Source organism: Paracoccus haematequi, from assembly GCF_900631945.1.
Lineage (GTDB): Bacteria > Pseudomonadota > Alphaproteobacteria > Rhodobacterales > Rhodobacteraceae > Paracoccus > Paracoccus haematequi_A.
Genome location: NZ_UZWE01000057.1, coordinates 39,012 through 54,465 on the forward strand (window position 1 = coordinate 39,012; position 15,454 = coordinate 54,465).

The 15,454-nt window shown below is 62.3% G+C and carries 13 protein-coding genes and 2 pseudogenes; 10 read left to right on the plus strand and 5 right to left on the minus strand.

Going from position 1 to position 15,454, the window contains the following annotated elements:
- Positions 1 to 12 precede the first annotated feature (12 nt).
- Positions 13 to 543, minus strand: coding sequence for a CAP domain-containing protein (locus tag PARHAE_RS17560; RefSeq protein WP_164555308.1), 531 nt, complete (start codon positions 541 to 543; stop codon positions 13 to 15).
- Positions 544 to 645: 102 nt separating this feature from the next.
- On the opposite strand from PARHAE_RS17560, the gene guaA reads away from it, so the two are divergent.
- Together guaA and PARHAE_RS17570 are read left to right on the plus strand one after the other, a co-directional pair.
- On the plus strand, positions 646 to 2,205 hold the full coding sequence (guaA, locus tag PARHAE_RS17565; RefSeq protein ID WP_126155857.1) for a glutamine-hydrolyzing GMP synthase: 1,560 nt from the start codon (positions 646 to 648) through the stop codon (positions 2,203 to 2,205).
- Between the two features lie 318 nt (positions 2,206 to 2,523).
- The gene (locus tag PARHAE_RS17570; RefSeq protein ID WP_126155858.1) at positions 2,524 to 3,636 is read left to right on the plus strand and encodes a tyrosine-type recombinase/integrase; all 1,113 of its coding nucleotides are present in this window, start codon (positions 2,524 to 2,526) and stop codon (positions 3,634 to 3,636) included.
- 57 nt (positions 3,637 to 3,693) lie between these two features.
- Here the strand turns inward: PARHAE_RS17570 and istB are convergent, their stop codons facing one another.
- Positions 3,694 to 4,485, minus strand: a complete 792-nt coding sequence (gene istB / locus PARHAE_RS17575; RefSeq protein WP_019352161.1) for an IS21-like element helper ATPase IstB — start codon at positions 4,483 to 4,485, stop codon at positions 3,694 to 3,696.
- Positions 4,475 to 5,878, minus strand: a pseudogene (istA, locus tag PARHAE_RS17580) (IS21 family transposase); the annotation flags it as partial. The gene istB and the pseudogene istA, both read right to left, overlap by 11 nt.
- Here istA and PARHAE_RS17585 point away from each other — a divergent pair.
- The gene (locus PARHAE_RS17585; RefSeq protein WP_420899421.1) at positions 5,802 to 6,146 is read left to right on the plus strand and encodes an NUDIX hydrolase; all 345 of its coding nucleotides are present in this window, start codon (positions 5,802 to 5,804) and stop codon (positions 6,144 to 6,146) included. The pseudogene istA and the gene PARHAE_RS17585 sit on opposite strands and share 77 nt — an antisense overlap.
- A 70-nt stretch (positions 6,147 to 6,216) precedes the next feature.
- Here PARHAE_RS17585 and PARHAE_RS17590 read toward each other — a convergent pair whose 3' ends face one another.
- Both PARHAE_RS17590 and PARHAE_RS22195 read right to left on the minus strand, forming a co-directional pair.
- Positions 6,217 to 6,774, minus strand: coding sequence for an IclR family transcriptional regulator (locus PARHAE_RS17590; RefSeq protein WP_241232870.1), 558 nt, complete (start codon positions 6,772 to 6,774; stop codon positions 6,217 to 6,219).
- A gap of 39 nt (positions 6,775 to 6,813) precedes the next feature.
- Positions 6,814 to 6,972 (minus strand): annotated as a pseudogene (locus PARHAE_RS22195) (helix-turn-helix domain-containing protein); the annotation flags it as partial.
- A 180-nt stretch (positions 6,973 to 7,152) separates the two neighbouring features.
- On the opposite strand from PARHAE_RS22195, the gene PARHAE_RS17595 reads away from it, so the two are divergent.
- The 7 genes from PARHAE_RS17595 (at position 7,153) to PARHAE_RS17625 (ending at position 15,176) form a co-directional block, all read left to right on the plus strand.
- On the plus strand, positions 7,153 to 8,742 hold the full coding sequence (locus tag PARHAE_RS17595) for an ABC transporter substrate-binding protein (RefSeq protein ID WP_126155861.1): 1,590 nt from the start codon (positions 7,153 to 7,155) through the stop codon (positions 8,740 to 8,742).
- 65 nt (positions 8,743 to 8,807) lie between these two features.
- A complete protein-coding gene (locus tag PARHAE_RS17600) occupies positions 8,808 to 9,659 on the plus strand; it encodes an alpha/beta hydrolase family protein (protein ID WP_126155862.1) in 852 nt (283 codons plus the stop codon).
- On the plus strand, positions 9,656 to 11,269 hold the full coding sequence (gene ggt, locus PARHAE_RS17605) for a gamma-glutamyltransferase (RefSeq protein ID WP_206437017.1): 1,614 nt from the start codon (positions 9,656 to 9,658) through the stop codon (positions 11,267 to 11,269). Before PARHAE_RS17600 ends, ggt begins: the two co-directional genes overlap by 4 nt.
- Positions 11,270 to 11,289: 20 nt before the next feature.
- A complete protein-coding gene (locus tag PARHAE_RS17610) occupies positions 11,290 to 12,264 on the plus strand; it encodes an ABC transporter permease (RefSeq protein ID WP_126155863.1) in 975 nt (324 codons plus the stop codon).
- Positions 12,265 to 12,268: 4 nt separating this feature from the next.
- On the plus strand, positions 12,269 to 13,186 hold the full coding sequence (locus PARHAE_RS17615; protein ID WP_126155864.1) for an ABC transporter permease: 918 nt from the start codon (positions 12,269 to 12,271) through the stop codon (positions 13,184 to 13,186).
- Positions 13,183 to 14,154 carry an ABC transporter ATP-binding protein gene (locus PARHAE_RS17620; RefSeq protein WP_126155865.1) on the plus strand — a complete coding sequence of 324 codons (972 nt, stop codon included), beginning with the start codon at positions 13,183 to 13,185 and terminating at the stop codon, positions 14,152 to 14,154. Before PARHAE_RS17615 ends, PARHAE_RS17620 begins: the two co-directional genes overlap by 4 nt.
- Entirely contained in the window at positions 14,154 to 15,176 is a 1,023-nt protein-coding gene (locus tag PARHAE_RS17625) for an ABC transporter ATP-binding protein (RefSeq protein ID WP_126155866.1), read from the plus strand. Before PARHAE_RS17620 ends, PARHAE_RS17625 begins: the two co-directional genes overlap by 1 nt.
- The last annotated feature ends 278 nt before the right edge of the window (positions 15,177 to 15,454 follow it).

Below are 15,454 nucleotides of genomic sequence, written 5' to 3' on the forward strand. Positions count from 1 at the left end.
CCTCGCAGGGGATCAGCCGCAGTCGTCCCCCAGCACCACGCTGTAATACGCCGCGCCGTCCGGCCCGATGGCATAACCGCTGCCCACCTGTCGGCTGGACTGGTCCAGCAGTTCGGTCCGCTGCGCCTCCTGCCCCATCCAGCGGGCGACGGCATCCGCCGGGCCACCGCCGCGCCCGACAAGCTGCGCCACGCCGCAGACCGGGTATCCGACCGCCCGCGCCCGGTCCAGGACGCTGGATCCGTTCGATCCCTCGACATCCACGCGCCCCGTCCGGGCCATGTCGCAGGCATGGCTCTGGGCGATCCGCGCCAGCAACGGCGCGCCCGCCAGCGGCGTCTTGCCCTGGCCTTGGCGGGCGGCATTGACGGCGGCGTCGATCCGCGCGGCGATCTGCGCATCGCCCCCGCATGGCACGGCCAGGGCTTCCTCGGCCAGGGGAACCGTCGGGGTCTGCCACGGCAATGCGGTGCCGATGCCCTGCTGGCAGGCGGCAAGGAGGGACAGGCAGGCAACAGCGGCAAGGGCGCGAAGGACGGGCATAGGATGACCTGTGATGTTCGGGCCGAAAACGCGGACCCGACCGGGCCAGTTCCGGCGCCCGAATCCCTTGCGCGGCGGCATGGGCGCGCTTAAAGCGCATCCATGACCCAGCACCAGCGCCTTCTCATCATCGACTTCGGATCCCAGGTCACGCAGCTGATCGCGCGCCGCCTGCGGGAACTGAACGTCTTCTGCGAAATCCATCCCTATAACCTGCTGACCGACGAGATCCTGCGCGGCCTGAACCCACAGGCGGTGATCCTGTCGGGCGGGCCGGACAGCGTGACGCGCCCCGGCAGCCCGCGCGCGCCGCAGGCGGTCTTCGAACTGGGCGTGCCGGTCTTCGGCATCTGCTATGGCCAGCAGGTGATGATGGAGCAACTGGGCGGCAAGGTCGAGGCCGGGCACCACGCCGAATACGGCCGCGCCTTCATCGCCCCCGCCGAGGGTCACAAAGGCGACGGCATCTTCGCGGGCCTGTTCCAGACCGGCCGCGAGGAAGTCTGGATGAGCCATGGCGACCGCGTCACCGCCCTGGCGCCGGGTTTCCAGGTCATCGGCACCTCCCAAGGCGCGCCCTTCGCGATGATCGCGGATGAAGGTCGCCGCTTCTATGCCGTGCAGTTCCACCCCGAGGTGCACCACACGCCGGGCGGCCGCCAGATGCTGGAAAACTTCGTCCGGCTGGCGGGCTTCACCGGCGACTGGACCATGGCCGGTTACCGGGACGAGGCGATCCGCAAGATCCGCGAACAGGTCGGCGACAGACGGGTCATCTGCGGCCTGTCGGGCGGCGTGGACAGTTCCGTCGCGGCGGTGCTGATCCACGAGGCGATCGGCGACCAGCTGACCTGCGTCTTCGTGGACCACGGGCTTCTGCGGCTGAACGAGGCCGAGGAAGTCGTGACCATGTTCCGCGACACCTACAACATCCCGCTGATCCATGCCGACGAATCCGAACTGTTCCTGGGCGCGCTGGAAGGCGTCTCGGACCCCGAGGTCAAGCGCAAGACCATCGGCCGGCTGTTCATCGACGTGTTCCAGCGTTACGCCAACGGCATCGAGGGCGCGGAATTCCTGGCGCAAGGCACGCTCTATCCCGACGTGATCGAAAGCGTCAGCTTCTCGGGCGGCCCCTCGGTCACGATCAAGAGCCACCACAATGTCGGCGGCCTGCCCGAGAAGATGGGCCTGAAGCTGGTCGAACCCCTGCGCGAGCTGTTCAAGGACGAAGTCCGCGCCCTGGGCCGCGAACTGGGCCTGCCGGAAAAATTCATCGGCCGCCACCCCTTCCCCGGCCCCGGCCTGGCGATCCGCTGCCCCGGCGAAATCACCCGCGACAAGCTGGAGATCCTGCGCAAGGCCGACGCGGTCTTCATCGACCAGATCCGCAAACACGGCCTTTACGACGAAATCTGGCAGGCTTTCGTCGCGATCCTGCCGGTGCGCACCGTGGGCGTGATGGGCGACGGGCGCACCTATGACTATGCCTGCGCGCTGCGGGCGGTCACGTCCGTGGACGGCATGACGGCGGACTACTATCCCTTCACCCACGACTTCCTGGGCGAGACGGCGACCCGGATCATCAACGAGGTCAAGGGCATCAACCGCTGCACCTACGACATCACCTCGAAGCCGCCGGGCACCATCGAATGGGAATGATTCAGGCCTATCCAAACGCCGCCGATTTTACGCCATAGCCCTCCATAAGGCACTGAAATAGCTCGATAAATCCTACGTCTTCTATCGCTGTCTATCGCGGGGAAAGCCTCGTGATAGACGGTATGGCTGACGGTATGGCGACTCTTGTCGCATTGGCAGAATGCCTATACCGTCACGGCTTAGAGAGCTTGTGACGGTATTTTTTAGGCATTATGACCCTGATACAAAAGGGAATTTTGCCGTTCAGGAAGGCCGATTTTGGCCTGACGGTATATTTGAGGGCTCTCTCGCGTTTTATGAGCGATCTCGGAGGGTCCAATGCTGACTGATGCGGGCATCAAAGCCCTGAAATCAAAGGATAAATTATATAAGGTCGCTGACCGTGACGGTATGTACGTCGTGGTCCAGCCCTCAGGGGCGGTCGTCTTCCGTTACGACTACCGATTGAATGGCCGCCGCGAGACCCTGACGCTCGGCCGGTATGGAGCCGCTGGCCTGTCACTGGCGCGTGCGCGGGAGAAGCTGATCGACGCGCAGCGGGCTATTCTCGAAGGTCGGTCACCTGCCCAGGAGAAGCAGCGAGAAAAGCGCCGCCTCAAGGAAGCAAAGAGTTTCGGCGAGTTTGGCGAACGCTGGCTACAAGAGGCGAAGATGGCCGACAGCACCCGCGCCATGCGCCGCACGATCTATGAGCGGGACATCCTTCCGACGTTTCGGAATCGTCTGCTGACGGAAATCAGCCCCGACGATTTGCGGGCGATGTGCGCAAAGGTGAAGGACCGTGGAGCGCCGGCCACGGCGGTCCACGTTCGAGACATCGTGAAGCTGGTTTACGCCTTCGCGATCCTGCACGGGGAGAAGGTCGCGAATCCCGCCGATGAGGTCGGTCCTTCCTCAATCGCGACATTCGTTCCCAAGGACCGTTCGCTATCGCCCGCCGAGATCCGGGTCATGCTGGGCCAGCTTGAGCATGTTGCCACGCTGCCGACTATCCGGCTCGGCATGAAGCTGTTTCTCATCACCATGGTCCGCAAGAGCGAGTTGCAGGACGCCACATGGGATGAGGTCGATTTCGAGAATGCGGTGTGGACGATTCCGAAGGAGCGGATGAAGCGCTCGAAGGCGCACAACGTCTATTTGCCGGCGCAAGCCATCGACATCCTGGTCGCGCTCAAGACCTGCGCCGGCAATTCGAGATACCTGCTGCCGTCGCGCTATGATGCGGACGCGCCGATGTCGCGCGCGACCTTCAACCGCGTCACCTATGCGGTGGTCGAACAGGCCAAGAAGGAGGGACTGCCGCTGGAGCCGTTCACGGTGCATGACCTGCGCCGCACGGGCTCGACGCTACTCAACGAGCTGGGTTTCAATAGCGACTGGATCGAGAAGTGCCTAGCGCATGAGGATGGGCGGTCTGTTGAATGTCGCTGAGAACTGACCCGGGTTTGTCATCGAGAACTGACCCACCCTTCGGTTATGTTCTGTGGGTCATGCCTGGGTCAATGCACTTGAAGCTCCCTTCTTTGTTTTGGCGGCCGCGGTGCTCGCCCTGAACCTGAAGCTGTCGTTTCCGGTCTCCAGAATGTGGCAGCGATGGGTGAGGCGGTCGAGCAGCGCCGTGGTCATTTTGGCGTCGCCGAAGACGGTGGCCCATTCGGCGAAGCTGAGATTGGTGGTGATGACAACGCTTGTGCGCTCGTAGAGCCTGCTCAGCAGATGGAAGAGCAGCGCCCCGCCCGAGGCGCTGAAGGGCAGGTATCCAAGCTCATCCAGGATGACCAGATCAAGGCGTGTCAGGTTGTCAGCGATCTGCCCGGCCTTGCCGCGCATCTTTTCCTGCTCAAGGGCATTGACCAGCTCGACGGTCGAGAAGAAGCGCACCTTTTTGCGATGGTGTTCGATGGCCTGGATACCGAAGGCGGTCGCGACATGCGATTTCCCTGTGCCCGGCCCCCCGATCAATACGACATTCTGGGCGCCATCGAGGAAGTCACACCGGTGGAGTTGCCGAACCAGGGGCTCGTTTACATCGCTGGCAGCGAAGTCGAAGCCCGACAGATCTTTATAGGCGGGGAAGCGGGCGATCTTCAGATGATAGGCGATCGAGCGGACCTCACGTTCAGCCATTTCGGCTTTCAGAAGCTGCGAGAGCATGGGCACTGCGGCCTCAAAGGCGGGCGCGCCTTGCTCCATAAGGTCGGCAACGGCTTGTGCCATCCCGTGCAACTTCAGGCTCTTGAGCATGATGACGATAGCGGCACTGGCGGGATCATGACGCATGTCGTGCTCCCTTCAACTGGCGGCGCAGGTCGTCATACCGGGCGACATTGGCTTTTGGTTCTTCCCGAAGGGCCAGAGCCCGCGGTGGGTCCAGGTCAGGCGTTGCAATGGGTCCGTCATCCACCAGGCGATGCAAAAGATTCAGCACATGGGTTTTGGTCGGCACGCCGGCCTCAAGCGCCATTTCGACGGCGGCCAGGACATCATGCTCGTCATGCTGCAGCACCAGCGCCAGGATCTCAGCCATTTCCCGGTCTCCGCCGCGCTGCTTGAGCAGATGCTGCTGAAGCAGCCGGAAGGCTTCTGGCATCTCGGCAAACGGGGCGCCGTTGCGTAAGGCACCAGGCTTGCGCTGGATCACCGTGAGATAATGCCGCCAATCGTAAACCGTGCGAGGCAGCGCGTGATGGGCGCGCTCGATGACCCGATCATGCTCGCACAGGATCTGCCCCTCAGCCGCGATGACAATTTTCTCTGGGTAGACCCGCAGGCTGACCGGATGGTTCGCGAACGAGGCGGGAACGCTGTAGCGGGCACGTTCAAATGTTACCAGACAGGTCGGGGAGACGCGCTTGCCATGTTCGATGAACCCATCGAATGCGGGAGGAAGGGCCATCAGCGCCTCCTTCTCCGCTTCCCAGATATCGGCGATCGTGCCCGGCAAGGTGCCGTGCGGCGTCTCATGCCAAAGACGAACAGAATTCTCCTCCAACCAGATGTTCAAGCTCGCCAGATCCGCAAAAGCCGGCATTGTCTGCCAGAGCTGGTTCCTGCCATCCTGAACGTTCTTCTCGACCTGCCCCTTTTCCCAGCCCGCAGCCCGATTGCAGAAATCGGGATCAAAGACGTAGTGGCTGGCCATAGCCATAAAGCGCAGGTTGACCTGCCGGTCCTTGCCGACCAGCACCTTGTCGACAGCTGTCTTCATGTTGTCATAGATGCCGCGGCCGGGCACACCGCCGAAGACGCGGAACCCGTGCCAGTGGGCGTCGAATAGCATCTCATGCGTCTGCAGCAGATAAGCCCGCAGCAGGAAAGCCCGACTATGTGCGAGTTTGATGTGGGCAACCTGCAGTTTCGTGCGAACCCCGCCGATCACGGCCCAGTTCTCACTCCAGTCGAACTGGAAAGCCTCCCCCGGCGCGAATGCCAAGGGCACGAAGACGCCGCGACCAATGGACTGCTCATCGCGCAACCGATCCGCGCGCCAGGAGCGGGCATCAACTATTGCACAGACCAAGGTCACACTTCGAGGAAAGGCTGATATGGAAATCCACATAGCCGCTGCAGCGATCCTGCGCGAGGACGGAGCAATCCTGCTTGTCAGAAAGCGCGGAACGACAGCCTTCATGCAGCCCGGCGGGAAGATCGATGCCGGTGAAACTCCTGTCGCGGCGCTCCGTCGGGAACTCTTCGAGGAGCTTGGGCTGAACATCCAGGCGGAGGACGCGGTCTACCTCGGTTGCTTTTCCGCTCCCGCTGCGAACGAGCCTGGCTATCTTGTGTCCGCCGAAGTGTTCCGCCTGCAGATGAACAATGACTTCGAAGCTCAAGCGGAGATCGAGGAAGTTGTCTGGGTTCATCCCGAGATGCAAGGACAGCTGGTTCTGGCACCACTGACGCGGGACATGGTTCTGCCTGCAATTTGGGCGGAAGGCTGAATGACAGCAGAGGGTCCGTTGTTTCGCATCCAAAGTCGTATGCAAAGCCGCAATGATCTATAATGCTCGTCTATTGATTTTCGCCCCAACCCAAGGCGGTGGACAGGCGTCTGGCGGACTGGGTGGTCAACCGAATGATGTGGTCAAGCTCAGAATCGCCGATCCGGAATGCCGGCGCCACGACATGGATAGTCGCAACGATTGAGTGGTCGATCGTGAAGACTGGTGCAGCGCAGGACACCTGATGCTCGCTCACCTCACCCCGGCTGACGCAGTAGCCCTGCTCGCGAATGCGTTCCAGTTCAGCTAAGATCAGCCTGCGTGAGCGGGGAGTGTTGTCGGTCAGCGGCACTGGCCTGGCCGGCACGCAGCGGTCGATGAAGGCCGCATTCTGAAAAGCCAGCAAGCATTTGGGCGAGCCGGCGTACAGCGGCCGACGCCGGCCGACATTCGCATGCACGCGCAGGTCCCGCGAAGGCTCGGCTTTGGCAATGCACAGCGCCTCTGTCCCGTCCACCGCGCGCAACTGTACGGTCTCGTTCACGCGCTGGCACAGATCCTCAAGGATTGGAGTCGCAAAGCGGATGAGGTCGATCTGCGAGCTGGCGGTGATTCCGAGCACGAGCATCCCGGTCCCGAGCCGGTATGTGCTCTTTTCGGTCCTTGAGACTATTCTACGCTGTTCCATTGTATGCAACAGGCGAAATGCCCGAGACTTAGTAATTCCACATTTTTTTGCTAGCTCCGTCACACCTAGCCCTTGATCCCGCGCGACTTGCATCAGGAGATCAAAAGCCTTCTCTACTGATTCTACGCTATATTCCACGCTCGTTCCCCTTTCCGGCTAAGACAAGAGCCTTCCTATTTTGTCGGTATCATCTGCCGAAACAACCGAAATAATAATTTGACACATGCGTTTCGTTTCCTCTTTGATCCGGCAACGACGACCCCTACAGCCCCTACAAGAAGGCTGGATCGTCCTTTGGTTCGACACATGGGAGATGACATGACGATCAGCCTGAAGAGCATTCGAACGACCCTCTGCGTGACCTCAGCAATGGCCGCCGCTGCGCTTGTCACAGGTCCGGCAGCCGCGCAGGACGCCACTCTGGCCATTGGGATGGCCTCTCCAATCACGACACTGGACCCGCACGAGGATTCCAACTCGCCCAACAACGCCACCAGCCGGCATATCTGGGACAGCCTAATCAATCGCGGCGGCGCCGCCGAAAACAAGCCGCAGCTGGCGACCGAATGGGAGATCGTCGATGACACCCATTGGCGCTTCCACCTGCGCGAAGGCGTCAGCTTCCACGACGGATCGGGGTTCGACGCCGACGATGTCGTCGCTTCGCTGCTGAGGGCTCGTGACAAGCCGAGCCAGGCCTTCGCGGCCTATACCCGCAACATCGCCTCGGTCACGGCCGAGGATCCGCATACCGTTCTGGTCGAGACGACGGTGCCCGACCCGATGATCTTGAACTCGCTCAGCCGGATCAGAATCATCAGCAGCGAATTTGCCGATGCCGACGTTGCCGCATTCGAAAGCGGCGCGGCGGCGGTCGGCACTGGGCCATTCCGGCTGGTGTCCTACACGCCCGGCGACCGCGTCCAACTGGAGCGCAACGACGACTACATGGACGGGCCCGCAGACTGGAGCGAAGTTACGCTGCGGATGGTTCCCGATCAGGGTGGTCGCCTTGCCTCGCTTTTAGCCGGCGATCTGAGCCTGATAGAAGCCCTCCCCGCCGAGGGCGTCGCACGCGTCGAGGCGCGCGACGACTTGCAGATCGTTCGCGGACAATCCTCACGGATTGTCTACATGGGCATGGACGTTGCGCGCGATCAAACTCCCTTTGTGACGGCAAAGGACGGTTCGGCGATCGACAACCCTTTCAAGGATCAGCGTGTACGCAAGGCGATGCTGATGGCGATGAACCGTGATGCCATCGTTGAGCGAGTGATGCAGAACAACGGTACCGTCGCGCATCAATTCGTGGCCGAAGGCTTCTTTGGTCATTCGGACGACGTCGAGGAGGTCCCCTATGACCCCGAGGCCGCCCGCGCTCTTCTGGCCGAAGCTGGCTATCCCGACGGTTTCGCAATGACAATCCACGGCCCCGCCGGGCGCTACACCAATGACAGCCAGATCCTCCAGGCAGCCGGGCAGATGCTGACCCGCATTGGCATCGAGACCAAGGTTGAGGTCGTGCCTTGGTCTGTCTATTCGGGTCGCTACTCGGATGGCGAATATTCGATGTTTCTGGGTTCTTGGGGCGTCAATACAGGTGAGGTGTCCAACCCCGCCGTGGCGCTGATCGCGGGCCGCGATGCTGACAAGGGTACCGGACGCTATAATGGCGGCGGCGTCGATATCCCCGAAGTAAACGCGCTGCTGGATCAGGCAACTGCTATCTTGGAAGAGGCCGAGCGCGAGCCGCTGTTGCAAGAGGTTTCGAAGCTGGTCTTCAATGATCAGTGGCTGCTGCCGATGCATTACGAGAATGTCGTCGTTGGCACGCGGGCCGATATCCGGTTCGAGCCCCGCGCCGACATGTACACGCTGGCCTACGAGGTTCGGCTGGCCGACGAGTAAGGCCATCCTCATCGGGCGGGGCCCTGTGCCCTGCCCCAGAGTAAAAAGACCCTCCAGGAGAGACAATGCAGGAATTGGGAACGAGCGGCGCGGCCGAGCGCGCACGCGCGGTGTATGACTATGGCGAGACCGCGATTTTTGCCTCGGCCGCTGATCCCCGCTTTCACATGCTTCTTTACGTGCCGCCTGCTGCTGCCGAGGGGCGCAAGATCGATCTGCTTGTCGCGGTGCATGGAACAGGCCGCACATCGGCCTTGGAATTCCGCGACGGCTTCGCCGAGTTCGGCCTTTACAACGATTGCGCGATCCTCTGCCCGATCTTCCCAGTGGGCGTGCGAGGTGATGGCGCGCGCTCAGGCTACAAATACATGATCGAGGGTGACATTCGCTACGATCGGGTACTGCTGTCTATGGTTGCCGAGATGGCGGAGAAATACGGGCAAGACTGGTCGCAGTTCGCGATGTTCGGCTATTCGGGCGGCGGGCATTTCACCCACCGCTTCGCCATTCTTCATCCCGAACGGCTGTGGGCGGCCTCGATCGGCGCGCCGGGCTCGGTGACGCTGCTGGACCCGGATCGCGACTGGTGGGTCGGCTTGCGCAACCTTCCTACCCGCTTCGGCCGACCGTTCGACGCTAAGGCTCTGGCGCGGGTGCCGATACAGATGGTTGTCGGCGCGCTGGACTTGGAGACTTGGGAGATCACGCACCGGCCTGGGTCAGCCTACTACATGGAGGGCGCCAATGAGGCCGGCCAGACCCGACCCGAGCGGCTGCGCAGCCTGCAGCGCTCGTTTGAGGCGGCTGGCGTCACCGTCACCTTTGACGAGATTGCCGGTGTGTCCCATGACCGGCTGAAATGCATCGGCGCTGTGAAGGCGTTCCTGACCCGCATCCTGAAGGAGATCCGCGCGTGATCCGCAATGCAACCATCGTTGCCCCCCAACCCGAAGCTGTCGAGGCCGGTGCAGAAGTTCTGGAACGCGGTGGAAACGCGATAGATGCGGCGCTGGCCTGCGCATTCGTGCAAGGCGTCGTTGATCCGCAGATGTGCGGGATCGGTGGCTTCGGCTCGATGCAGGTCTACATGCCCAAGCGCGGCATCCATGAGATCTTGGAATTCTATGCTCTGGCACCCTTGGCCGCGACTCCCGAAATGTGGCTGGACAAGCTGATCGGGCAGAGCCGGGACGGCTTTGGCTTCATACTGCAAGACAACATTTCCGAGATTGGTTACTTGGCATGCTGCACGCCCGGATCGCTGAAGGGCTACGAGACAGCGCTGCAGGACTATGGCAGTTGGGATTGGGCGGACCTGATCGCGCCAGCAATTCGCTATGCCGCTGAGGGTTTCATGATCCGGCCGCACATGAACTGGTACTGGGCCAAGGACCAAGCCGGGGACGGCCAGATCAATACGGTAGACAAGCTGCGCTTTTCCAAGACCGGGCGGCAGGTTTATTTCAACGAGGACGGCGTGCTGCGTCGGGTGGGGGATCTGCTGAAGAACCCGGATCTCGCCCGGACCCTCGAGCGGATTGCTCAAAGCGGATCGTCGGACATCTTCTACACAGGCGAGATTGCTCAGCAGATTGCCGCGGACTTTGCTGCAGGCGGCGGCCTGATCGGGCAAGAGGATCTGGCGCAGTACCGGATCACCAAGGCGCAGCCGGTCTGGGGCGACTATCGGGGGCATCGGATCGCATCCAGCCCTCCGCCCGGCTCGGGCTTTCCCATGATCGAGCTGCTGCACATCTTGGAGAACTTTGACCTTAGGGCGATGGGACACGGTTCGACCGAATATGTGCGCACCATGTTCGAGGCGATGAAGCACATGACGATCGACAAGGACCTTCACATGGGCGATCCGGCCTATGTCGATGTCCCGGTGGAACAACTTTTGGCCAAGGAGCACGCCGCCGAAATCGCAGCACGCATCAAGCGGGGCGAGCGCGCGAATGTCGAGCGGCTGGACATGTCGCAGCGCGACACCACCCATATCTCGGTCGTTGACAAGGAGGGCAACGCTGTCGCCCTGACCCACTCGCTGGGGAGCCCGTCGGGCGCGATCACAGACGGGCTCGGCTTCATGTATAACGGGTTGATGGGACGCTTCGATCCGCGGCCGGGCAGGCCAGCATCGATCGCGCCGGGCAAGCGCCGGGCCAGTTCGGCCGCGCCGACCATTGTTTTCGAGGGCGACGTTCCCTCGATTGTCATCGGGGCACCAGGGGGCAGCTATATTGCGCCGACCGTGGCGCAGGGCATCGTCAACATAGTGGATTTCGACATGGGCATCTTTGAGGCGGTCGCGGCACCGCGGCTGGTCGGCGTGTCGAACTCGATCGATATCTGCAATCGCATTCGCCGCTCGGTTTCAGATGCCCTGCGCGCAGATGGCTATGATGTCGTCCGCTCAGCCCAAACCTATGCCTTCGCGGCCCTTCATGGCATTCGCATCAAGGATGGGCTGTCGTCGGGTGCCGCGGATCCGCAGCGCGACGGCATGGCAATCAGCGTCGCCTGAGCCCCCAGAAGGACTGGTACATGATCACCACCATCATCCGGCGCGGCATTCAGGCAATGTTCGTCATCTTTGCAATGACGCTGATCGTCTTCCTGGGCGTCAATGTCATCGGCAATCCCGTCGATATCCTGGTCAATCCCGACCTCAACCAGGCCGAACGGCTGCGCGTGGTGGAGCGTCTCGGCCTCGATCAGCCGCTCTGGCAGCAATACCTGACCTTTTTAAAGGGGCTGACGCAGGGCGATTTTGGCACCAGTTTCGTCTATGGCCGTCCCGCGCTGGACGTCATCCTGGATCGGCTACCGGCAACGCTGGAGCTGGCACTGCTTGCCATGGTGATCGCGCTGGTGATCGGTCTGCCGCTGGGGCTTTATGCTGGACTCTACCCTAACCGGATCTCGTCGCGCGTCATTATGACCGGCTCGATCTTAGGCTTCTCGCTGCCGACCTTTTGGGTGGGGCTGATGTTCATCCTCCTCTTCGCGGTGGAGTTGGGTTGGCTGCCGTCGAACGGGCGCGGTAGCACGGTGGAGTTTCTGGGCGCGCGCTGGTCCTTTCTAACGGCGGACGGGCTGCAGCACATGATTCTGCCAGCGCTCAACCTGGCGCTGTTCAAAACTTCGCTGATCTTGCGACTGACCCGTGCCGGGGTGCAGGAGGTCGTCGCCCAAGATTACGTCAAGTTCGCCCGCGCCAAGGGCCTGAGGGAGAACCGCGTGATCCTGGTGCACATCCTCAAGAACCTGATGATTCCCGTCGTGACAATCATCGGACTGGAATTTGGCTCGCTCATCGCGTTTTCGGTCGTGACGGAAAGCATCTTCGGATGGCCAGGGACCGGCAAGTTGATCATCGACAGCATCAACCTTTTGGATCGGCCTGTGGTGGTCGCCTATCTGATGATGATGGTGGTGCTGTTCGTGACACTAAATTTCATCATCGACATCAGCTACACGCTGCTTGATCCCCGCGTGCGGCTGGACGGAAAGGGGTAACAGGATGAACGCGAATGTCCCAATTCTCCCCGACGCGTCGGCCCTGGCAGAGTCAGGGCGCTTACGGACGGGACTAGCGCGGTTCTTCGCGGCGCCTCTAGCAGCCCTGGGCGCGATCGTGCTTCTGGCTGTTGTCCTGGTCGCAATCCTCGCGCCAGTGCTGTCGCCCCAAAACCCCTATGACCTGATGCAGCTGGACATCATGGACAGCCGCCTGCCTCCCGGATCGTCCAGCTTCAACGGCGTGCCCTATCACCTCGGCACTGACGGCCAGGGTAGAGACATCCTGTCGGGCATCATGTACGGGCTGCGAACCTCCCTATTGGTAGGGCTGGTCTCGGCCGTCGCGGCAGCGCTGATGGGCACGACGGTGGGCCTGATGGCCGCCTATGTCGGCGGCCGGACCGAGGGTTTTTTGATGCGCCTCGTCGATCTGCAGCTGTCCTTTCCCACCATCCTGATGGCGCTGATGGTGCTGGCGTTTCTGGGCAACGGTGTGACCAATGTGATCCTGGCGATCATTATCGCAGAATGGGCCACCTATGCACGCACCTCGCGCGGTACCGCCTTGGTCGAACGCGAGAAGGAATATATCGAGGCCGCGCGCTGCCTGCGCATTCCCGCCCATCGCATCCTGCTGCGCCACCTGCTGCCCAACTGCCTGGCGCCGATCATCGTCATCGCGACGATGCAGGTCGCCCGCGCCATCGGGCTGGAGGCGACGCTGTCTTTCCTGGGCCTCGGCGCATCGGTGACGCAGCCCTCTCTGGGAATGCTGATCTCGAACGGCTACCAGTATCTGCTCTCGGGCCTCTACTGGATCAGTTTCTATCCCGGCATTGCGCTTCTGATCACCATCGTCGCGATCAACTTGGTCGGTGATCGGTTGCGCGATGTTTTGAACCCAAGGAGTACGCGATGACCCCGCTGCTGGATGTCCGCAAGCTGGTGACCGAATTCCCCGTGGGGCATGGCCGCACCCTGCGCGCCGTGGACGAGGTGTCGTTCCAGCTGGGCCGGGGTGAGGTGCTGGGGCTGGTCGGCGAAAGCGGCTCGGGCAAGAGCGTTACGGGCTTTTCGATCATGGGGCTCGTCGACGGGCCGGGTCGGGTCAGCTCGGGACAGATCATGTTCGACGGGATGGACCTAACGCAGGCCAACCCCGAGGCGCGACGCTCGCTGCGCGGGCGCCGCATTGCGATGGTGTTCCAGGACCCGATGATGACCTTGAACCCGGTGCTGCGCATCGGCACCCAGCTAACCGAGACGCTTCACGCCCATCTGCAGATCGGTCATAACGAGGCGCACGCCCGTGCCCGGGACGCGTTGGCCCTGGTCGGGATTCCGAGCCCCGAAGAGCGGCTTGACGCCTATCCCCACCAGTTTTCGGGCGGGATGCGGCAGCGCGTGGCGATCGCCATCGCCCTTCTGCACCAGCCAGACCTGATCATCGCGGATGAGCCGACGACCGCGCTGGACGTCACGATCCAGGCGCAGATCATCGCCGAGTTCCAGAGGCTGACGGAGGAGCGCGGCACCTCGGTCATCTGGATCACGCATGATTTGGCGATCGCCTCCGGCCTCGCCGACCGGATCGCGGTCATGTATGGCGGCCGGATCGTTGAGATGGGCCAGACGGACGACGTGCTCTCAGCGCCCCGCCATCCTTATACGCGAGGGCTGATCCGGTCGGTCCCGTCGCAGAACAGCCGGGGCACGCGGCTGGCCCAGATCCCCGGCGTGACGCCGAACTTGGCGAACATGCCTAAGGGTTGCGCCTTCCGGACCCGCTGCGCCCGAGCGGATGCGGCCTGCGAATCTCGACCCGGCCGCTTCGGCGGACCGCAGGCCTTCCACCGCTGCTTCCATCCGCATGAGGAGACCGCGTGATGCCCACACCAACCAGCGGCGCCGCTGCGCCATTGCTGGAACTCCGCGGCGTCTCGCGCCGCTTTGGCCACAAGCCCGACCTTGCCGGCCGCATCTCGATAGCCCTTGGCGCCGCAAAAAGCCCGCCAGTAGTCCATGCAATTGACATCGTAGACCTGACCATCCGCCAGGGCGAGGTGATGGGCCTTGTTGGCGAATCCGGCTGCGGCAAGTCCACCTTGGGGCGTATTGCAGCGGGCATCCTGCCTCCCTCAAGCGGCTCAGTCCTCTGGCAGGGCCAGGACCGCGCCGAGATGAGCACGGGCCAGCGCTTCGCGGCAGACCTGAAGGCGCAGATGATCTTCCAAAACCCGATGGCGGCGCTAAACCCGCGCATGAATGTAGAAGCTCTGGTGGCTGAGGCACCCCGGATCCATGGCATGATCAAGGGCAGTCGCGCAGACTATGTCGACAACTATCTACGTCAAGCGGGTTTCGATCCCTCGATGAAGGGGCGTTTGCCGCACCAGTTCTCGGGCGGGCAGCGGGCGCGCGTCAACATCGCCCGCGCCCTCGCGGTGCAGCCCGAATTTCTAGTCTGCGATGAGAGCGTGGCGGCGCTAGACGTGTCGATCCAGGCGCAGATTCTGAATCTCTTTATGGACCTGCGCGAACAGCTGAGCCTGACCTACCTCTTCGTCAGTCACGATCTGGGCGTCGTCGAGCATATCTCGGACCGGGTCGCGATCATGTACTTGGGCCGTATCGTCGAAGAGGCACCAGTCGCCGAGGTTTTCGCGCGTCCAAACCATCCTTATACTCAGCAGCTTCTCGCCGAGGTACCGCGGATCCAGAAGGGCAAACGCCGCTTTTCCGCGGTGAAGGGCGAACTGCCCAGCCCGCTGGACCCGCCGAAGGGCTGCCACTTCCACCCGCGCTGCCCCTTCGCGCATGACCGCTGCCGTATCGAGGTCCCCGCGCGCCAGGAAATCGCGCCCGGACATGTCTCGGCCTGCCACCTGAACGACGCGGCAGCAGCCTAATTTGGACCTTCGCCCGACATTCGCTCTGGCCATTGTCATTGGAACGGCCGGAGGCGTGGCCTTTGCGTGGGCCGACATGCCTCTGGCTTGGATGCTCGGCGCTATGAGCGCCACGGGACTTGCCGCTATCCTTCGCCTGCCGGTAAAGGGCTGGATCCGCGCTCGTCCTCCGATGTCTGGTAACCGGCCGATTGTTACCGCGGCGGTTGAGCCTTGAAGCGTTGCGCGAGTTCAGGATCGCTAACGAAGTCGTCGAGGAACTGGTGCCAGGTTTCTGC

Coding starts and splice junctions, on each gene's coding strand:
- guaA (WP_126155857.1), top strand. CDS start 646: ATGACCCAGCACCAGCGCCTTCTCATCATCGACTTCGGATCCCAGGTC.
- PARHAE_RS17600 (WP_126155862.1), top strand. CDS start 8,808: ATGCAGGAATTGGGAACGAGCGGCGCGGCCGAGCGCGCACGCGCGGTG.
- PARHAE_RS17560 (WP_164555308.1), bottom strand. CDS start 543: ATGCCCGTCCTTCGCGCCCTTGCCGCTGTTGCCTGCCTGTCCCTCCTT.
- PARHAE_RS17570 (WP_126155858.1), top strand. CDS start 2,524: ATGCTGACTGATGCGGGCATCAAAGCCCTGAAATCAAAGGATAAATTA.
- PARHAE_RS17615 (WP_126155864.1), top strand. CDS start 12,269: ATGAACGCGAATGTCCCAATTCTCCCCGACGCGTCGGCCCTGGCAGAG.
- PARHAE_RS17620 (WP_126155865.1), top strand. CDS start 13,183: ATGACCCCGCTGCTGGATGTCCGCAAGCTGGTGACCGAATTCCCCGTG.
- PARHAE_RS17625 (WP_126155866.1), top strand. CDS start 14,154: ATGCCCACACCAACCAGCGGCGCCGCTGCGCCATTGCTGGAACTCCGC.
- PARHAE_RS17595 (WP_126155861.1), top strand. CDS start 7,153: ATGACGATCAGCCTGAAGAGCATTCGAACGACCCTCTGCGTGACCTCA.
- istB (WP_019352161.1), bottom strand. CDS start 4,485: ATGCGTCATGATCCCGCCAGTGCCGCTATCGTCATCATGCTCAAGAGC.
- PARHAE_RS17610 (WP_126155863.1), top strand. CDS start 11,290: ATGATCACCACCATCATCCGGCGCGGCATTCAGGCAATGTTCGTCATC.
- PARHAE_RS17590 (WP_241232870.1), bottom strand. CDS start 6,774: ATGCTCGTGCTCGGAATCACCGCCAGCTCGCAGATCGACCTCATCCGC.